A 20,341-nucleotide genomic window follows, 5' to 3' on the forward strand; every position below is an offset into this window, starting at 1 on the left:
AAACTGTACATCTGTTACTTGTGCGTATCCACATCCTGATACTGTCTTACATAGCTGTTACCCTCGGTAACATATGTCTGTATCTGATCCTCAGAAGGATATTTCATCCCAAGCTCGCCGATTGCCTTTTTCTTGATCGCGCTGATATCAACATCAGAAGTAACCTGACTGTAATATGCATCGTTATCTTCCTTCAGCTGGGCAAGCTCAGATTCCAGATTTGCAACATTTTTCATACTCGCCGTGATTTCTGATTTTACCTGCAGATAATTGATGCAGGTAAATAATACCGCAATGGAAACCGCAGTGAGAAACAGAACGAAACCTTTATTCATAGCCATCGCTTTTTCTCTGTTCCGCTGTATCTTCCTGTTCGCCGCCTGCTTCGCAGGTGTTACCGGAACTGCGGATTTCTGATTTCTCTCCCGGGCCAGCCGACGCCTTTCCTGTACATCGGGCAGATCAGTTCTGCGAGGAACTTCCTGTAACCTTTTTACCGCATTTCCCTGAACATACATTTCTCTGCTGTTCCTGACGGTATTCCGATTTCTTCTGGCTGTAGTCCCTCTTCCTGTCTTCGCCATTTGCCTACCTTCCATCTTTAAAAACTCATTTACAGCTTTCGTTCAAAAATACGAAGCTTCGCACTTTTTGATCTCGGATTCTCCTCCATCTCCTGTTCACTAGGAAGGATCGGTTTCCTTGTGATCACTTTACCTTTTGATTTCTTTCCGCATACACAAACCGGAAAATCCGGCGGACAGGTACATGGATTTTCATTTTTGCGGAAAATCGTTTTTACGATCCTGTCTTCCAGAGAATGGAATGTGATGATACAGATCCTTCCTCCGTCATCCAGAAGATCGATCATTCCGTCCAGAGAATCACGGAGCACATCAAGCTCTCTGTTCAGCTCAATGCGTATCGCCTGAAAAGTCCTCTTGGCCGGATGTCCTCCTGTAGCCTGTACTTTCATGGGGATGGCTCCCCTTATGATTTCTGTCAGTTCCCCGGTTGTCTGAATCGGTGCCTGCGCTCTGGCAGCCACGATATGTTTCGCTATATTCTTGGCGAATTTATCTTCGCCGTAATCGCGGATAATACGATAAAGTTCCCGTTCTTCATAGCCGTTGACAATATCTCCGGCTGTACGGCTCTGCCTTCTGTCCATTCGCATGTCCAGAGGAGAATCATACCGATAGGAAAAACCTCTCTCTTCGTTATCCAGCTGATAAGATGACACTCCTAAATCCAGCAGGATCCCGTCCACTTTCTCAATGCCACGGGATCTTAACTCATCTGCCATGTAACAATAATTGCTGCGAATGATTGTCACCTGATTAAAGGCTGACAGCCGTTCACTCGCAGCAATTATCGCATCCTGGTCTTGATCTATGCCAATAAATCTCCCCTTGGCAGAAAGTTTCTTACACACCTCTGTGGCGTGTCCCGCTCCTCCTAAAGTGCCATCCACATAGATTCCATCCGGCTTTACCCTTAAGCCTTCAATGGTCTCATCGAGTAATACAGATTTATGCTTAAATTCCATATCCGTCTCCTGTGGGATTTCTACCTGCGCTATGCTCAAATGACGATTCCAATGTTCTGCATGCTCTCCGCAATGCTGTCCATGTCATCATAATTGCAATTCTCGCTCCACTTCTCCTTGCTCCATACCTCAATCCGGTTCAGATTACCCGTAAGCACCACATCCTTCTCCAGACCAGCGAATTGGCGCAGCGTCTGCGGCACCAGAATTCTCCCCTGCTTATCCAGTTGGCATGTCGTAGCTCCGGCTACAAAGAAACGTGAAAAGGTTCTTGCGTCTTTATTTGTAAGTGGTAATGCTCGGAGTTTCTCTTCAAAGGCAGCCCATTCATCCATCGGATAAATGGAAAGGCAACCATCGAGCCCTCTGGTCAGTACGAACTCTTCCCCTAAGAGTTCCCTGAACCTGGATGGGATGATCAGACGCCCCTTCGCATCGATCGTATGATTATACTCGCCCATGAACATGAAACCCACCTACTCTCGTGAAACACGATTCTCCCCTTCGTGTTTCCAGGGTGCAAATGGTGTGTTCTGCCACTCAGCCCCATTCGCTACCACTATTCACCACTTTCTACCACTTATGTAATCATTCTAAACTATTTACCATGAAAAAACAAGTGCATATCCAAGTTTTTTTTCTTTTCATGAAATATCCACAGGTTTTTTTTCAGCATGTATATTTTCTGTGCATTATTATGAAATAAAAAAGCTTCCGGATGGTTTCCGGAAGCTTTTTTTCAGCCTTTATGTTCTGTTTTTTTATGACATTTAAAGTCCTTTGAATACAAAAGAAAATTCCATTTTTTTATCGGTGTCAAGAAGATATTCCGGGTGGGTATAGGAACCCCAGCTGTCATCTCCTCCCACACCCATCTGTGCCTTTGCGGCACGGACAACAGTATAATGGATTTCCGGAAGTTCATATGGATGCATGGCATTTTCCATTTCATGAGGGGTATATGGAAGTGCGGAGAACATCATCGGGCCGTTTTTCTCATCCATCTCAAAGAGCATTCCCCTGCCCTTTCTGTCTGTGATCTTTGCCCAGCGTACGCCTTCTTTGCTGCCACATTCCTGCGGTACCAGATAACGTGCCAGATTGTCTGTCACCATATTCTCATAGATGCCAAGTTTTGCGCCATGTTTGCGGTCTGCATAAGTTTCCGCAGGTCCAAGTCCATACCACTTGACATGGTCATAATCTGCATTGAATTTAAAGAGTACACCAAACTCCGGCATATCCCCCAGTTCTTTTACCGGATCATAGGTCAGGGCAGTTTTTACCCTTCCATCTCCGAATACTTCGTAGGCAAGGCGGCACTCGCTGACCGGTGTCGTCGGCATGATGTAAGTAAAGGCAACCTCCACACTGTTATCATGGACAGTTGTCTCCGGGGCGTTGGACGGACCATACATTCCCCTGCGGAACTCTTTGTGGCTTGCGTACATGCTGGCAATCTTCCACTGTGCGTAACGCATCGGCATCTGATTTCCACAGTCATTATCTGTAGGTGCTCTCCAGAAATTCGGCTTCGGAATTGCCTCGATCATTTCTCTTCCTGCATATTTATACGAAACCAGCCCACCATTGAGAACGGAGAACATCACCTCAAAATTCTCTCCGCGAACGCCGATGTTGTGAAGGCTTCTCACGATCTCCACACCGGAAACCGGAGCTTTCTCCTCTCCTTCTACCTTGTAAACATACTGTCCAAATGCAACCTCATGTCCTGCCTCTGCCCAGAGTGTTTTTTCTCTGAGAAGGAAGGATACGGTCACTGTATATTCGCCCGCTCTCTGCTGTTTTCCAAAAGGAAGGGCGTATGTTTTTTCGCTTAACGGCTCTACGGATGTCTCCAGTGTCTCTGTACAAAGAACATGTCCATTCTTTGCAAGAGTCACTTCACAGCGGAACGTATCGGTATTTACAAACAGGTTTTTGTTGATAACTTTTACAGCATTTTCTGTTACCTCCGCAGTGATATTCTGGTAATTGAATTTGACCTCCTGCATCTTCGGAGACGGAGTTCTGTCACCGCCATATGCAATACCGTTTCCACTGAAATTATAATCCGTCGGACGCTCACCGAAATCACCGCCGTATGCCTGGAATTCTTTTCCGTAGCGGTCTTTTTTATAAATGGACTGGTCAATGTAATCCCAGATGAAACCACCCTGATATTTCGGTTCTGTGTCAGTAAAATCTGTATATTTATGCATTGCGCCACAGGAATTTCCCATTGCATGAGTGTACTCGCAGCAGATAAACGGCTTGCTGTCATCTTTTGCTAGGAATTCCTTAATTGCTTCTACAGACGGATACATCTGGCTTTCCATATCGCTGGTTGCATTATAGCTTCTGTCATGGAAAAGGCCTTCATAATGCACAAGTCTTGTAGGATCATTCTTACGATAAAATTCGGACATCTCAAAGATATCTTTTCCACCAAAGGACTCATTTCCACATGACCAGATCAGGATTGCCGGGTGATTTTTGTCACGCTGGTACATGGAATTTACACGATCCAGCATCATACCAAGCCATTCCGGTTTGTTATGAGGAACAATATCTGTGTAGTCTCCTGTAAGTTCTGCCACATCCCAGGAACCATGAGATTCCAGATTGTTTTCCGCGATCATATAAATGCCGTACTCATCACAGAGGCGGTAGATCGGAGAAGCATCCGGATAATGGCAGGTACGGATGGCATTGATGTTGTTCTGCTTCATAGTCATAATATCCTGGATCAGTTCCTCCCGGGATACGTGTCTTCCCGTGACGGAGCTGAATTCATGACGGTTTACTCCCTTAAACACAATACGTTTGCCGTTGAGGGTCATAATACCGTCTTTCATCTCAAAGCGGCGGAAACCGACTTTTTCAGGAATGATCTCCTGGAGCATTCCGTTCTCATCATACACTTCCATGTCAAGATCATAGAGATTCGGTTCTTCCGCACTCCAGAGCAGAGGGTTTAAAATTTCCCATGTACAGGTATCTTCACCGTCCAGAGCTTTTTCATCCTGCAAAAGGATCTCGCCTTTTCTGGAAAGTATAAGTTTCAGTTTTCCTTTTCCCCAGGTTTTTGTCACGATCTCAAGACTTGCTTTTTTAAGGGTCTCATCCGGGATCGCACGGATCTTAAGATCATAGACATGAACCTCCGGCACGGTATAAAGATAAACATCTCTGTAAATTCCGGAAAAGCGGAAAAAGTCCTGGTCTTCGCACCAGCTGCTGGCTGTCCATTTGAATACCTGGGCTGCCAGTTTGTTCTCGCCCTCTTTCAGATACTCTGTAAGCTCAAATTCTGAAGGGGTAAAAGAATCTTCACTGTATCCCACAAAAGTTCCGTTGAGCCACAAAGCCAGTCCGCTTTCTGCTCCCTGGAAAGAGATAAATACTCTTTTTCCTTTCATGTTTTCCGGCACATGGAAATATTTCACATAGCTTCCCACCGGGTTAAAACGCTCCGGGATCTGTCCCGGGTGAAGTTCCTCGTGACCTTCCCATGGATACTGGACATTGGCATACTGTGGTACATCATATCCTTCCATCTGGATATGCGCCGGTACATAAATATCTTCCCAGTCCTTGCAGGAATATGCGTCCTCCTCAAATCCTGCAACTGTACTTGCATAATTTCTTGCATAGTGGAATTTCCAGAGTCCGTTGAGGCTGTGGCGATAGGAGGTTTCCTCATCTTCCCGTTCTTCCTCACTGCGATAATACATGTGGTCCGAATGCGCTTCCATTCTTCCGTCACAGAAATACTGTGGATCTTTCACCAGAGAATAATCAAATTTTTTCATGTTTTCCTCCTGTCCGGCTTTTGTATTCCGGTAAATATTGACTGAATTTCCTGAAATACTGTGTTTTACAGTTGTATTTTCGTTACTTCATTTCTGTCTGTACATTATTATAGTATAAACTTAAAGATTATGGTATAATATGTTTCACCAAAATATATAACATTTAGAAACAGGTGAAGAATATGTCTATTTATTTCAGAAACACTCCCGTCAGTGCTCCGTTTATGTTTGAATCTCTTGGGAATCACTGGAACCAGGATAACATATCACGCCCGGATGGCTATCCCTACTACCATTATCTCCAGACGGAAAAAGGTACCGGACGTATCGAAGTCCGCGGGAAACAATATACCCTGGGTGCAAACGAGGGGATTCTCATCGCACCATCGGTTCCCCACTCCTATCACCGGGAATCCACCTCATGGATTACCATGTTTGCCACATTTACCGGGACTCTCGCAGGCAGTATCCCTTCTATGACAGACAATCAGGAAGTGATCCTCACCCCGAAAGAGCAGGGCTTAAATATCCGTAAACTGATCTCCTATTCCCTTCGAAAATACCACCAGCCGACACCGAATATGAAATCGCTTTCCTCGGACTGTTACAATCTTCTTATGAATTTCATGGACTGCGCTGCCTCTCCCAAAATCCAGGATAATCCGCTTTATCAGAGATATGTGCTCCCTGTAATAAAAGAAATCGAAACCAGTTACCAGAATGACATCACAGCCGCCGAGCTGAGCCAGAGTGTTTTTGTTTCTCCTCAGTATCTCTCCCGTCTGTTTCAGCGCTTCCTTGGCTGCTCTGTTTATGAGTATGTTACAATGTACCGTATCAGCCGCGCCAGAGAGCTCCTTCTGTCCAAACCGGATATGAAGATCCAGGATGTTGCCGGTGCTTCCGGTTTCTCCGATGCCAGTCATTTTATTGCCATGTTCCGTAAGATCACCGGGACCACCCCTCTGGATTTTCGTAAAATGTACTGATATTGCCATGGCACACACCTGCCCGGAAGTTCTTTTGTATTATATAAAAAAGCACTGTCCTGCAGGATATGTCTTTCTGACTTTTCCTGCCGGACAGTGCTTTCTTATGTTCTGAAATCGTTTCAGTTCTGATAGTATAATTCCAGAATGCGGTCAACTCTCTGACTGGCTTCCAGATTCTTCAGAAGGTCGCTCCGGGACTGGATCTGGTTGTCCAGTTTCTTCCGTTCCTCCTGCAACTGCTGAAGAAGTGCTGCTCTGCGGAGGTTCTTCTCCTTCTGACGTATTTTCTCCTGACTCATATTTTTCTCCCTGTACAGTTTCTGTTTCCAGATTCTCCATTGCCTGTTCTCTTTGTTCTGCGGCTTCTTTTTCTGCCTGGTAATCTTTTTCGATTCTTCTCTTTCGTACCCGGGCACGCTTCCTCGCCATTACAAGCTTCACCGTAACGATCACTGTACATAAGACAAAAAGCACACCTGAAATCACTAAGGAAACATCAATTTCTGTTCCCGGAAAATATACCTTATCTGTGCGGAACCACTGGATCACAGCTCTCCCCAGACCATATCCCGCCAGATATCTCAAAAAAATCTCTCCCTGAAATACCCTTTTTCGAAGATGCATCATAAGCATCAGAAATACAAGCAGACACCAGAGACTCTCATATAAAAACAGTGGCTGCGCTATGATCCAGGATAATCCGTCTGCGGTCTGAAGATTTTCGCGCATCGCGGTAGTTACCTCTCCTGCTCTTACCACAGTCAGCGGAATCTGCATGGAAAAAATATTATCTGCATATTCTCCGAACGATTCTCTGTTAAAGAAACTTCCCCACTTTCCTATTATCTGCCCGATAAGGATTCCCATACAGGCAAGATCTGCCATTTTCCAGAATGGCTTTTTGCGGAGCCGGCAGTAAACCGCGCCGCTCAGGACTCCGCCCAGAAGGCCACCATAAAAAAGCATTCCACCGGATCGTACATTCAGGATCTGCCCCGGATCATTTTTGTACAGACTCCACGAAAAAGCCGCATACAAAAGCCTTGCACCGATCACGCCTGCGATCAGCGTTATGATAGTCAGATCCAGATATCCATCCGGATCCTCATGATTTCTTCTGGCTTCCAGCACCACAAAAAAGATTCCGAGGAGCATTCCGACTGCGATCAGAACACCATAGATCGTAATCTCAAATCCAAAAATCTCAAATGATTTCGGAACATAGTCCAAAACCAGTTTCAGGCCGGGAAAACGAATTGACATATCCATAAAATCACCTGTTATATATTCTTGATACCGATTTTTCTCTGCCCGTTAATTACTGACTGCTGATGATCAAACATTAAATCGGAATAAGATCACATCTCCATCCTGTACAACGTAATCTTTTCCTTCCATACGGACAAGGCCTTTCTCTCTGGCACCTGCATAGGAACCACAGTCCAGAAGATCCTGGTAATTTACAACCTCTGCCTTGATAAATCCGCGTTCGAAATCTGTATGGATCTTACCTGCTGCCTGAGGTGCCTTGGTTCCGATCTTGATCGTCCATGCTCTTGTCTCATCTTCTCCTGCTGTCAGGAAACTCATAAGTCCGAGAAGATGATAGCTTGCACGTACCAGTTTCTCAAGTCCTGACTCAGTAAGTCCCAGATCCTCAAGGAACATCTTTCTCTCATCCTCGTCCAGCTCGGAAATCTCTTCCTCGATCTGTGCGCAGATCACAAATACCTCGCTGTTCTGTTTGGATGCATACTCACGCACAGCCTGTACATGTGCATTATTTGCTCCATCATCCGCAATATCATCTTCTGCAACGTTGGCTGCATAGATCACCGGTTTCGCTGTAAGAAGGTTATAGGTTGCAAGCCATGCATCCTCATCTTCATTCTCTGTCTCAAGAGTGATGGCAAGCTGTCCGTCCTCCAGATGAGCCTTTACTTTTTCGAGGAATGTAAGCTCTTTGGCAGCCTCTTTGTCCATACGTGCTGTCTTGGTAACCTTGGCAATTCTTCTCTCAAGGATCTCAAGATCTGAGAAAACGAGCTCCAGATTGATCGTTTCAATGTCACGGAGCGGATCAATATTTCCATCTACATGGACAACATTGGAATCTTCAAAGCAGCGTACTACATGAACAATAGCATCTACCTCACGGATGTTTGCAAGGAACTGGTTTCCGAGTCCCTCTCCCTTGGATGCACCTTTTACAAGTCCCGCGATGTCAACGAATTCGATCACTGCAGGTGTTACTTTCTTTGATTTGTAAAAATCTCCCAGAAGATTCAGTCTTTCATCCGGTACCGTTACAACACCCACATTCGGGTCAATAGTACAGAACGGATAGTTGGCTGACTCTGCTCCGGCCTTGGTCAGTGAATTAAAAAGTGTACTTTTTCCTACATTCGGAAGTCCCACGATTCCCAGTTTCATTTCTCTATATTCCTCCTATGAATAACTTGATCTTACAGTATTTCACACGTAAAAAGAGCCTCAATACGGATGAATTATACCACACCGAAGCTCTTTTGTACACCTTATCTGTATCTTTGATATACCAGTGGATCCCACATAATATCACTGTTTACAAAGTGACCGACAGTCACATGATCACATAAATCTGACACCTATATTTCCGCTTGCTGTTTCTACGATCGTCTTTTCCAGAGTCGTGATCATCATTCCAAACAGCAGCGTCATCAGAAGACGTGCAAAAAATTCGTTCAGGATCAGGCTCAGGCCTACTTCCATGATCAGAGCTCCCAACACGATCCCGATCAGTGACGAGATCAGGATCATTCCCAGGTTCGCTGTATTGTCCACTGCCAAAAGCTTGATCCCCAGGAAACCGGCACCAAGAATGATCAGGAAAACAATACGCATCAGCGCATATGCCCAGTTATAATTCGTTCTCGCACGGGCAGAAAGAAGGTTTCTGCTGGTATCTGTTACACGCACCGCAGATGCCATTGCCGTTGCAAGCTCGTCTACATTATCTGTTCTCACACTGATTCCGCCTGTTTTTCCGGAAATATCATTCAGCATATTCTCATCAACGCTTCCCAGTCCAACTGTGCTGACGCTTACTTTTTTGCTGTTATATTTCTTCAGGATCTTATTTAACCGGAAGTCAAAGAAACCATTATCCGTTGCATATCCATCTGTCAGAAGGATCACCTGTGTTCCCTCATCGTAGGGCAATGCTCCGGATTCCATGTCATCCATGATCTTCCCCAGCACACCTACAATAGGGGTTCCTCCATTTGGTTCTGTGGTAAAGTCTTCGATTCCTGCGGAAACCGGCATCATTTCACGAATGCAGCGGATATCCTCTGAAAATGTATATACCGCAAATTCCACATCCTCATCACGGTTACTTAAAAGCTGTTTGATCGCGGCCACTCGTTCCTGATTGGGATCATTGTCCTGCATGGAACCGGAATTATCGATCGCAAAAACATAATTATCCGCTACTGTCCTCACAGAACTGAAATCCAGCTCATAAATAAATTCAAACAGGATTCCAAGTATTAACAGCAAAAGGACACAGCCACCGACAAGCAGGATCTTATTCGATGTGATCTCCAGATCAGAAATCTTCGCCACAACAAAAAGTCCAATGGACAAAAGCAGTCCGAACAAAGCAAAGTAGACTCCCATAAATACCACAGAATTCACTCCTGTGATCAGCGTTCTGTAAATAACCTCTCCAAGCAGGAAAAAGATCACAGAAACAATAAGTGAGACGATCAGAAACAATTTCGAAAAGCGTGTACGTTTCCTGGTATTCATCGGTGACATTCCATTGTATCCAAACTGTCCATTGTATTTCCCGGAGCCACCGCCAAATGGTGTTCCTCCGGCATTTCCCATTCCACCTCCGAATGAGCCGCCTCCAAAACCTCCGGAGCCACCGCCGAACGGTGCTCCCCCGGCATTTCCCATTCCGCCTCCAAACGGTGTTCCTCCGGCATTTCCATAAGGACTTCCCTGTCCGGATGACTGTGGATTAAAGGGGTTCTGATTTCCCGTCTGTCTGTTCTTTCCAGTTTTCATACTCTTCCTTCTTCCCTGACAGTTTTTTTACATCTTACCACCCACAAACTCTGTCTGCAACCAATTACTGTCAACTTTTCCGGATCTTTGGTGGTTTTTCTGACAAGTCCTTTTTTGTGGATGAATTCCCGGTCTGTGTTAATCTCTGGACATGATCATAAGCAGTGATCCTCTGTCATATGTAACTTCCGCTGTTTCCGCAGCAATCTCATTGCTGACGGTAAGGCCGCTGTCAGCAACAGTCAGATCATATCCATCCAGAGGATATTTGAAACCTTTCAGAGTCAGCCCGGATACATCCCCTCCAACTGTAAAGAAAGAAACATATTTTCCAAACTGTTCTTCTTTTTTCAAAACTGTTCCACTGTCGACCAGGGTAATGTAATTCCACTGATCTGCAAGTGCGATATGAACTCCTTTTTCTCTTCCCATAGAAAGCAGTCCGAGATTAGCGAGCACATGATCCAGCCTTGTTCCGGTTGCCCCAAAGATCAGTATTTCTCTGCTTCCTTCACTGATCATGTGATTGACTGCTGACTGTGTATCTGAATCATCTTTTTCCGGTTTCAGCCTGATGATCTTAAGTCCATTCAGACTTTCCATGTATTTTTTTCCTTCTTCTGAAAGGCTGTCAAAATCCCCTACTGCAAGATCCGGAATAAATTCCCGGTTCCTCATGAACCATTCCATTCCACTGTCTGCCGCAACAAGGGCAAGGCTTTCTCTTCCGCCTTCTTTTATTCTTTTTTTTAAAAAATCGAGGGCAAAACCATTCTGGATATTGCCCCCGCTGATTATTACTGTATCGATCATTTTCAGTCCAGCTTTTCTTTAATATCGTGAATCCTGCCTGTGATATGTCGCACATTTGCGGCTACATCGCCTTTAAATACCCAGGATCCTGCAACCATGAAGTTGGCACCGGCACGCATAACTGTCTCCAGTGTATCATCATTGATGCCGCCGTCTACCTGAATATCAACATCAAGATCTTCCTCATCAATAAGCTCACGAAGCTCCTGGATCTTCTCTGTGCACTCATCCATGTACTTCTGTCCGCCAAATCCAGGCTGAACAGTCATCACCAGAACCATATCCACGTCTTCGAGAAGATGACTGATGTCATTGACCGGTGTGGATGGTTTAATAGAAACAGCCGCTTTTACACCGGCAGCTTTGATCTGCTCCAGTGTGCGCTCCAGATCCTCACATGCCTCTGCATGTACGGTAATGGAATCTGCTCCACACTCCACAAAATCGCGAATATATCTTTCCGGTTCTGTTACCATCAAATGTACGTCGAAAAACATGTTGGATTCTTTCCGGATCGACTTGATCACCGGCATTCCAAAAGAAATGCTCGGGACAAAATCTCCATCCATAACATCAATATGCAGATATTCTACGCCTTCTTTTTCCAGAATTTTAATCTGTTCTCCCAGTCGGTTAAAATCTGCGGATAAAATCGACGGGCACAATCGGTATTCCATGACTCAGTATCTCCTTTTCTCTTTTAATTCCTGATGCAGCTCCAGATAATCCTCATACCGGAGTCTGCTGATCTCATTGTTCTCAAGGGCTTCCTTAACGGCACAGCCCGGTTCGTGTATATGACGACAGCCCTGGAAACGGCACTGTCCTTCATATTTTCGGAACTCAGGAAAATAATCCTTCAGTTCCTGTTCCTCCATATTTTCAATATATAAGGAGGAAAATCCCGGTGTATCCACAAGAAAAGTATCCTGTGAAACCGGTATGATCTGTGCGTGGCGTGTGGTATGTTTTCCGCGTTTCAGTTTGCGGCTGATCTCGCCGGTCTCCATCTCCACTTCTTCCTGAAGAGAATTGGTAAGAGAAGACTTTCCAACTCCCGAAGGGCCTGCTACAACTGTCGTCTTGCCTTTCAGCACGGCTTCTATCTCGCCAAGCCCCTCTCCCTTCAGTGCGCTTGATAATATTACCTGATAGCCACAGCTCTGATAGGTCTCATACAGAAACTCCAGTTCTTCCGCTGTTGCCAGATCTTTTTTATTAAAGCAGATGACTGCCGGAACATCTTCCCGCTCCATCATGATAAGAAAACGATCCAGAAGCATGAAATTGGGTTTCGGGTTATCCATGGCAAAGATCACAAGTGCCTGATCCACATTGGCTACCGCCGGACGGATCAGGGAATTTCTGCGTTTATGGATCCCGGTCACGCTTCCCTCCAGTTCTTTTTCATCCAGGACTGTAATGTCCACATTGTCACCTACCAGGGGCTTTCGCTTATCTTTTCGAAAAATGCCTTTCGCCCTGCATTCGTATGTATTGCCGTCTTCTGCATATACATAGTAGAATCCGGCAATACCTTTGATTATTTTTCCCTGCATGATCAGTCAGCTTTCTTGAAAGTAACGGTGTAGGTTCCAAGCTGCTGATAATTTCCATCTGTCTCCTCGTAGAGATAGATCGTACCGGTTGAGACTCCGTCTGCTCCGGTCACATCCAGCTGATACGGGAAGCTTACTTTCTGTCCGTCAATGATCTTGGTTGCTGTCGGCTCTCCATTGACATCCTGGATCAGTTCCAGACGGATCGCTCCTCCATTATAACCGGACGGTGTATCCAGAACCTGTGTACATTTCCAGCCGGAACCGGAGGCTGCACTTCCTGTGGAGGCAGTATTGTCTGCAGATGCTGTACTGTCTGTGGAAGCTGTATTATCTGTAGCTGCCGTACTGTCTGTAGCTGCGGTACTATCTGTAGTTGTTGTACTGTCTGTCGTCGCCGTGCTGTCTGCAGATGCTGTACTGTCTGCAGACGGTACCTGATCTCCGGAACTGATCGTCAGATAGACTGGCTGATCCGGATCTGCTGCCGCGTAAGCTTCCGGCTCCTGTGCAATCACAGTTCCGGTTGCTTCTGAGCTCTGCTGCTCTGTAATCTGAATATCGATAAACTTACCTAAAGTTGTAAGTGCATCATCCTTGCTCATTCCAACAACGCTTGGAACTTCGGCATTATCGCCATAATCAACGCCACGGCTGACTGTCAGCGTTACTGAAGAACCAGCCTGAACAGAAGTGCCTGCTGCCGGCTCTACGCTGTATACATATCCAGGATCTACAAGCGCATATCCGTTATCATCGGTATCACTGTACTCCTTCTGAACAGTTACCTTAAGGCCCAGATCTTCCAGTGTCTGCTGGGCATCAATTCCTGTACGTCCATCCAGATCCGGAATCGTGATCTGCTGTGTTCCGGTACTTACCCAGTATTTCACTGTTGTATATTCCGCAACCTGAGTTCCTGCTGCTGTTTCCTGACGGGAAATCTTGCCTTTCTCCTGATCAGATGCCTCTTCTCCTGCCATCTGTACACCGAGATGTGCATCATTTGCAAGAGCCTTGGCCTCATCCTCTGTCTTTCCTACAAGATCCGGAACTGTTGCCATGCTGTCTGATGCGCTTTCTGCTTTCTGTTCTGCCTTGTTACTCTTCGAACTTCCTGTTCCAAAAAGCCCGGCTGCACGTCCGAGAACGACCACAAGAACAACCAGCAGAACTGTACCGCCAAGTAATGCAGCGATCGTCAGTCCTCTTCCAGCTCCATGTTTCTTTTTCTTTCCGGATCTTTTCCCGGATTCGTAGTCATCTTCCGCGTCATCATAGTCATTATCATCATACTCTTCTTTCTCAAGAGCAGCTGTTTCCGCCTTGGTGATCTGCTTCGGAGTGTGTTTAATCTCTCCAAGCTCTTCCTCTGAGATCACAACTGTCTTCGCATCTGTATCCACAGTTGTCAGCTTCACAAAATCCCCCTGCGGATCGATCAGTGAATGTTTCAGATCTGCGATCACATCTTCCATTCGGGTATAACGGCGATCCACGCTCTTCTGTGTACATTTCAGTATGATCTGTTCCAGACTGTACGGAAGATCCGGTGTATACACACTTGGCGGAACCATTTCTTCCTGAAGATGCTTGATCGCAATGGCAACGGTCGTATCTCCGTCAAAAGGTACTCTTCCTGTTACCATCTCATACAGTGTGATTCCCAGAGAATAAATATCACTCTTCTCATCGCTGTATCCGCCTCTCACCTGCTCAGGAGAGCTGTAATGTACAGATCCCATCACATTGGAACTGATGGTGTTGGATGACGCAGCTCTGGCAATTCCAAAATCCGTCACCTTCACTTTACCATCTGTGGAAATAATGATATTCTGCGGTTTCACATCTCTGTGCACGATTCCATGGTTGTGTGCAGCCTCCAGTCCCATTGAGACCTGGATAGCAATACTTGTAGCTTCTTTGATAGAGAGCTTGCCTTTTTTGGAAATATATTCCTTCAGGGTGATTCCCTCGATCAGTTCCATGACAATGTAATAAACACCACCGTCATCTCCTACGTCAAATACATTGACAATATTCGGATGGGTAAGACCGGCTGCAGCCTGAGCCTCACTTCTGAATTTCTTGATGAACGTGGTGTCCTCCCGAAATTCCGGTTTCAGGACCTTCACTGCCACAAAGCGGTTCAGCTTATGATCCATAGCCTTATAGACATCTGCCATTCCGCCAGTTCCGATTTTTCCTACGATCTCATAGCGCTCGGCTATGATCATTCCCGTCTTCAACATGTTTCCACCTCATTCGTGAATGGTTCTACCAGTACGATTGCAATATTATCCTTACCACCATTCTGATTTGCTTCCCGAAGGAGCGCACTGCCCTTCTGATCAATATCTGCTTCCGGATCGGATATGATCTCTTCAATCTTCTCATCTGCAACCATATTGCTGAGACCATCTGAACACATAAGGATCGTACATCCCTCCTCAAGTTTCAGGTCAAAAAAGTCCACATCCACCGTTTTCTCTGCGCCAAGTGCCCGTGTAATAATGTTCTTATCCGGATGGTTCCGTGCTTCCTCTTCACTGATCTCACCCATTTTCACCATTTCCTGAACCAGTGAATGGTCTCTGGTGATCTGGTGGATTCCGTCCTGGATCACGTACAAACGGCTGTCACCTACATTGGCCACATAGGCATACTGATCTACAATAGTCGCCACTACCATAGTGGTTCCCATGCCCCGGAGGTTCTCGTCTTCCTGCGCACGGTTTCTGATCTCCGTATTTGCAGTTTCTATCGCATGACGAATAACCTTCACCGGATTGTAATCCGCATCTTCACGGATTTCATCCACAAGGATCCGTACTGCATGTGAGGATGCATAGTCACCGGCGTTATGGCCACCCATCCCGTCCGCGACTGTGAATAGATTAGGCAGATTTCCTACCGGACCTTCAGACACAAACACGTAATCCTGATTCATCTTCCGCTTCTGCCCTACATCAGTAGCTGAGTATATCCTCATGTCACTTCTCGCTTTCTGTTTTTTCCATGTAACTTTTTCTTAGCTGTCCACAGGCACCGTCAATGTCACTGCCCATTTCCCTTCTAATAGTAACATTAATTCCGTATTTTTCAAGTTTTATTTTGAAATTCTCCACAGCCTGTCGAGTAGACCTCACATAGGAACGCTCCTTGATCGGATTAACCGGAATCAGATTCACATGACAGTTAATCCCCTTAATACGGCCGGCCAGCTGTTTTGCATCTTCCTCACTGTCATTCACACCAGCCACAAGGCTGTACTCAAAAGTGATCCTTCTGCCTGTTTTGTCGAAGTAGTTTCTGCAGGCATCCAGAACCTCATCCATGGAATATTTATTGGCGATCGGCATCAGTTCCTGACGTTTCTCATCATTAGGCGCATGAAGAGAAAGCGCCAGCGTGATCTGCAGTTTCTCTTCTGCCAGATCATACATTTTCGGAACAATGCCACAGGTAGAAACCGTTACATTCCTCTGACTGATGCCAAGTCCGTTTTCGTCGGTAAGTATCCGGATAAAACGGACAAGATTATCATAATTGTCCATCGGCTCACCGGTTCCCATCACTACCACGTTTGCCACCCGTTCTCCGGTATCTGCCTGTATCCGGTAGATCTGGTCCAGCATCTCGGAAGGTTTCAGGCATCTGGTCAGGCCTCCGATGGTAGAAGCACAGAACCGGCAGCCCATACGGCACCCTACCTGTGAGGAAATACATACAGAGTTTCCGTGATGATATCTCATAAGAACACTCTCGATCACATTTCCGTCTTCCAACTGGAACAGGTATTTCCTGGTTCCGTCGATTTTTGAAATCCTCACATCTGCCTGGCTGAGTGCTGTAATCGGATAAACCGACAGTTTCTCGCGGAGGCTTTTGGAAAGATTTGTCATTTCATCCCAGGAGGTAACCAGCTGCTGATGAAGCCATGCATAGATCTGCTTTGCGCGGAAAGGCTTTTCGCCAATCTCTGTCATCAGATTTTTCAGTTCCTCCATTGTCATGGATTTTATATCTGTCATTTTTATTATTTCCTTCTGAATCTGGCAATAAAGAATCCGTCTGTCTTATGTATCCCCGGCAGAAGCTGCAGATACCCGAGTTTTGTGGATTTGCAGTGAAGTTCTTCCGGAATATACGGGTCCAGACTTTCCAGTCGAAACGGATAGTTCTTTAAAAACCATAATACATTTTCTTCGTTTTCCTCACGGGCAATGGTACAGGTGCTGAAGATCAGTGTTCCATCCGGCTTCACATATTTCGCCGCCTTATCCAGGATCATTCTCTGGAGCATTACAATTTCTTCCTGTTTCTGTGGTGTTGCCCGATATTTGATCTCCGGCTTCTTACCGATAACTCCATATCCGGAGCAGGGTACATCTGCGATAACGATATCCGCTGCCTGCTCGGAATCCGGATCATATACGGTCGCATCCTGAACCTTCGCATCTACATTGATCACACCGGTTCTGTGGATATTCTCCTTGATAAGGTCTGCCTTATACTGGCTTACATCCCTTGCATCCACATTTCCATAATCACCCATTTTATCGGCAGCATGAATACTTTTTCCACCCGGCGCCGCACACATATCGATAATGTAATCGCCCTTTTTCGGACTGGCTGCCTCTGCCACCAGCATGGAGCTGATATCCTGCACAAGGATCTTTCCCTGGAGGAATGCATCCAGTGTCAGGATATGATTGTAATCCGAAATCTTCAGGGCATACGGAAGGTATGGTGCCTGCTGTACTGTCACTCCCTGTGCTTTCAGGCTTGTAACAATCTCCTTAAGAGAAGCCTTATGCGTCCGGCACCGCACAGTGATCGGTCTTTCTGTCAGAAAATCTTCCAGGATCTTCTCGGTTGTCTTCACACCGTAGGCAGCTTTCCATTTTTCTACAAGATATTCCGGCATGGAATATTTCACAGAGAGATAACGTACCTCGTCTTCCTCTCTGGATGGAAGTTCCAGTTTTCCTATTTCCCTGGCAATCGTGCGAAGTACACCGTTAACAAAAGGTTTCAGATTATAAAAGCCTTTTCTCTGTGCCAGCTTTACAGCCTCATTGCACACAGCACTGTCCGGAACACTGTCCATAAATTTCAGCTGATATACCGCACTTCTTAAAATCTCACGGATCTGTGGTTTCATCTTATTTACAGGAACCTTGGAAAAAGAATCGATCACATAATCAATGTAGATCCTGTATTCCAGGGTTCCCTCACATACTCTCGTTATAAAACTACGTTCCTGTTTTGGAAGGAACTGATATTTGGAAAGGGCATTGCGGATCGCAATGTGGCTGTGCTCGCCTTCCTCCTCAATCTCCAGCAGGATCTCAAGAATCAGTTCTCTTGTATTTACTCCGCTGTTAATCACGATCTCTACCTCCTGCAAGGATAATCAGTCTCAGAAGCTGTAAAATCGATGCTGCCAGAGCTGCCACATAAGTAAGCGCTGCCGCTGTCAGTACTTTTCTTGCTCCTTTTTTTTCATCTGTACCCAAAATCCCGGTACTTTCCAGCATTTTCAGCGCTCTGGAAGACGCATTGACCTCAACCGGCAAAGTTACCAGCTGAAAAAGTACTGCCAGTGAAAACAGAACAATTCCCAAAGTCACCAGAGGACGGATGGAAAAGATCAGTCCCGCAATAAACAGCGGCCAGGAAAGCTGTGAGCCGATATTGGCTGCCGGTACAATGGCAGATCGGATGTTCAGAGGCGCATAATTGATGGCATCCTGGATCGCATGTCCGCATTCATGGGCTGCCACGCCTACTGCTGCCAGTGAATTTCTTCCATAAATATCCTCAGAAAGGGAAACTGTTTTTGTTCTTGGATCATAGTGATCGGTCAGGCTTCCCCTGATCGGAACCACCTGCACATCCGTGATACCTGCTGCCCTTAAGATCCTCTGTGCAGCTTCCGCGCCAGTGATCCCGGAATGATTCCGAATCTTTTTATAAACAGCAAACGTACTGTGCAGTTTCGCGGATGCAACCAGAGAAAGCAGCATTCCGATCACAAGCAGCAGAACCGTGGGGTCCATCCCCCAGCCATAATAACCATATCCGTACATCGCTTATCACTCCCTGGAATCTTTAAACATGTCTCCTGGTTTCAACTGATAGCCCCGCAGAAAAGCATCTACTTCCATCCGTTTCTTGCCTTCCAGCTGTACTTCATGAAGTACCAGCACATTCTGTCCGCAGGCTACCTGAATTCCTTCTTTATCTGCGGCAAGTACAGTTCCCGGTACTTTCCCGGCCTGCGTTTTCAGTACAGAAGCCTTCCAGACCTTCAGCGTTTTTCCATTGATAAAGGTAAAAGCACTCGGCCACGGGTTGAGGCCTCTTACCAGCCGCTCCAGTTCTTCTGCACTTTTTCCAAAATCCAGAAGTCCCATTTTTTTGGAGATCATGGCTGCATATGGTGTCGGGCTTTCTTCCGGCTGTTTTTCGCGGGTGGCAGTTCCGTCAAAGATAGACGGCAGTGTCTGTACCAGAAGCTCTGCTCCTGCCACAGCAAGCTTATCAAACAGGCTTCCTCCTGTCTCATCCTCTGAAAGTGGCACTACGATCCTGGAAATCATATCCCCGGTATCCAGGCCGGTTCCCATCTGCATGATAGTAACGCCGGATTCTTTTTCTCCGTCGATCACAGCCTGTTGGATCGGCGCTGCTCCACGGTACTTCGGAAGAAGGGATGCATGGATATTGATACATCCGAATTTCGGCATATCAAGGATACTCTTTGGAATGATCTGTCCAAATGCCGCTACAACGATAATATCCGGTGCAAGACTTTTAAGCTTCTCCACAAACTCCGGATCTCTTACTTTTACCGGCTGCAGTACCGGAATCTCATGTTTCAGTGCTTCTTCTTTTACAGGGGTAGGCATCATGGTCTTACCTCTGCCCTTAGGTTTGTCCGGCTGTGTGATCACTGCCTCGACCTCATATCCGTTCTCTACCAGCGCCGCAAGTGGTGCCACCGCAAAGTCCGGAGTTCCCATATAAACAATTTTCATATTATCCCGCCTTTAGTCTTCTTCATCATAAGTTACCTTGTGAAGTTCTCCCTCCACAAGCTCTGTATACATTTTTCCATCAAGATGATCGATCTCGTGGCAGAACGCTCTTGCGAGAAGTCCCTCTCCCTCATAGATCTGCTCTTCCATATTTACATCAAGAGCTTTTACTTTCACATAGTTCGGACGTGTTACCTGTCCTGCCATTCCAGGAACACTTAAGCATCCCTCATCACCGGTCTGCTCACCGCTGGTCTCAAGGATCTCCGGATTGATCAGGACAATCGGGCCTTCCCCTACATCAATTACAACAATACGTTTCAGGATTCCCACCTGTGGTGCCGCAAGGCCTACGCCCATTGCATCATACATGGTATCCAGCATATCTGTAATCAGTTCTCCGATCCTTGGTGTCATTTTGTCCACTGTGCGGGATTTTTTTGTCAGTACAGAATCACCCTGTACACGAATTGTTCTAAGTGCCATTTTTTCTTCTCCTTTAACTCATCTG

The 20,341-nt window shown here is 46.0% G+C and carries 18 protein-coding genes; 1 reads left to right on the plus strand and 17 read right to left on the minus strand.

Annotation, left to right across the window (positions count from 1 at the left end; all coding sequences use genetic code 11):
• Positions 1-14: 14 nt before the first annotated feature.
• The 4 genes from G5B12_RS11945 to G5B12_RS11960 all read right to left on the minus strand — a co-directional run bounded on the left by G5B12_RS11945 (position 15) and on the right by G5B12_RS11960 (position 5,364).
• A complete protein-coding gene (locus G5B12_RS11945) occupies positions 15-584 on the minus strand; it encodes a hypothetical protein (RefSeq protein ID WP_021977883.1) in 570 nt (189 codons plus the stop codon).
• A 29-nt stretch (positions 585-613) separates the two neighbouring features.
• The gene (gene rsmH / locus G5B12_RS11950; RefSeq protein WP_021977884.1) at positions 614-1,549 is read right to left on the minus strand and encodes a 16S rRNA (cytosine(1402)-N(4))-methyltransferase RsmH; all 936 of its coding nucleotides are present in this window, start codon (positions 1,547-1,549) and stop codon (positions 614-616) included.
• 35 nt (positions 1,550-1,584) lie between these two features.
• Positions 1,585-2,016, minus strand: a complete 432-nt coding sequence (gene mraZ, locus G5B12_RS11955) for a division/cell wall cluster transcriptional repressor MraZ (protein ID WP_021977885.1) — start codon at positions 2,014-2,016, stop codon at positions 1,585-1,587.
• Between the two features lie 303 nt (positions 2,017-2,319).
• A complete protein-coding gene (locus tag G5B12_RS11960; protein WP_174088352.1) occupies positions 2,320-5,364 on the minus strand; it encodes a glycoside hydrolase family 2 TIM barrel-domain containing protein in 3,045 nt (1,014 codons plus the stop codon).
• Positions 5,365-5,546: 182 nt separating this feature from the next.
• Here G5B12_RS11960 and G5B12_RS11965 point away from each other — a divergent pair, with 182 nt between their 5' ends.
• On the plus strand, positions 5,547-6,353 hold the full coding sequence (locus G5B12_RS11965) for a helix-turn-helix domain-containing protein (protein ID WP_021977887.1): 807 nt from the start codon (positions 5,547-5,549) through the stop codon (positions 6,351-6,353).
• 153 nt (positions 6,354-6,506) lie between these two features.
• Here the strand turns inward: G5B12_RS11965 and lgt are convergent, their stop codons facing one another.
• From lgt to def, 13 genes are all read right to left on the minus strand, one after another.
• Positions 6,507-7,625 carry a prolipoprotein diacylglyceryl transferase gene (gene lgt, locus G5B12_RS11970; RefSeq protein WP_174088354.1) on the minus strand — a complete coding sequence of 373 codons (1,119 nt, stop codon included), beginning with the start codon at positions 7,623-7,625 and terminating at the stop codon, positions 6,507-6,509.
• 66 nt (positions 7,626-7,691) lie between these two features.
• Positions 7,692-8,789: a redox-regulated ATPase YchF gene (ychF, locus tag G5B12_RS11975; RefSeq protein ID WP_021977889.1), complete on the minus strand. Its 1,098-nt coding sequence runs from the start codon at positions 8,787-8,789 to the stop codon at positions 7,692-7,694.
• A gap of 177 nt (positions 8,790-8,966) precedes the next feature.
• A complete protein-coding gene (locus G5B12_RS11980) occupies positions 8,967-10,412 on the minus strand; it encodes a VWA domain-containing protein (protein WP_021977890.1) in 1,446 nt (481 codons plus the stop codon).
• A gap of 138 nt (positions 10,413-10,550) precedes the next feature.
• Complete coding sequence (locus tag G5B12_RS11985; RefSeq protein WP_021977891.1) at positions 10,551-11,225, minus strand: thiamine diphosphokinase; 675 nt, start codon at positions 11,223-11,225, stop codon at positions 10,551-10,553.
• A 2-nt stretch (positions 11,226-11,227) separates the two neighbouring features.
• Entirely contained in the window at positions 11,228-11,902 is a 675-nt protein-coding gene (rpe, locus tag G5B12_RS11990) for a ribulose-phosphate 3-epimerase (protein ID WP_174088356.1), read from the minus strand.
• A gap of 3 nt (positions 11,903-11,905) precedes the next feature.
• Positions 11,906-12,784 carry a ribosome small subunit-dependent GTPase A gene (rsgA, locus tag G5B12_RS11995; protein ID WP_118063771.1) on the minus strand — a complete coding sequence of 293 codons (879 nt, stop codon included), beginning with the start codon at positions 12,782-12,784 and terminating at the stop codon, positions 11,906-11,908.
• Positions 12,785-12,786: 2 nt separating this feature from the next.
• Entirely contained in the window at positions 12,787-15,036 is a 2,250-nt protein-coding gene (pknB, locus tag G5B12_RS12000; RefSeq protein ID WP_174088358.1) for a Stk1 family PASTA domain-containing Ser/Thr kinase, read from the minus strand.
• Positions 15,030-15,776 carry a Stp1/IreP family PP2C-type Ser/Thr phosphatase gene (locus G5B12_RS12005; protein ID WP_021977895.1) on the minus strand — a complete coding sequence of 249 codons (747 nt, stop codon included), beginning with the start codon at positions 15,774-15,776 and terminating at the stop codon, positions 15,030-15,032. Before G5B12_RS12005 ends, pknB begins: the two co-directional genes overlap by 7 nt.
• 1 nt (position 15,777) lies before the next feature.
• Complete coding sequence (rlmN, locus tag G5B12_RS12010; RefSeq protein ID WP_021977896.1) at positions 15,778-16,818, minus strand: 23S rRNA (adenine(2503)-C(2))-methyltransferase RlmN; 1,041 nt, start codon at positions 16,816-16,818, stop codon at positions 15,778-15,780.
• 5 nt (positions 16,819-16,823) lie between these two features.
• On the minus strand, positions 16,824-18,176 hold the full coding sequence (gene rsmB / locus G5B12_RS12015; protein WP_118063805.1) for a 16S rRNA (cytosine(967)-C(5))-methyltransferase RsmB: 1,353 nt from the start codon (positions 18,174-18,176) through the stop codon (positions 16,824-16,826).
• The gene (locus G5B12_RS12020) at positions 18,172-18,879 is read right to left on the minus strand and encodes a zinc metallopeptidase (RefSeq protein ID WP_118063775.1); all 708 of its coding nucleotides are present in this window, start codon (positions 18,877-18,879) and stop codon (positions 18,172-18,174) included. Before G5B12_RS12020 ends, rsmB begins: the two co-directional genes overlap by 5 nt.
• 6 nt (positions 18,880-18,885) lie before the next feature.
• Entirely contained in the window at positions 18,886-19,830 is a 945-nt protein-coding gene (fmt, locus tag G5B12_RS12025) for a methionyl-tRNA formyltransferase (RefSeq protein ID WP_021977899.1), read from the minus strand.
• 12 nt (positions 19,831-19,842) lie between these two features.
• Positions 19,843-20,316, minus strand: a complete 474-nt coding sequence (gene def, locus G5B12_RS12030) for a peptide deformylase (protein ID WP_021977900.1) — start codon at positions 20,314-20,316, stop codon at positions 19,843-19,845.
• Positions 20,317-20,341 lie beyond the last annotated feature (25 nt).

Source organism: Blautia sp. MSK.20.85 (genome assembly GCF_013317245.1).
Lineage (GTDB): Bacteria > Bacillota > Clostridia > Lachnospirales > Lachnospiraceae > Blautia_A.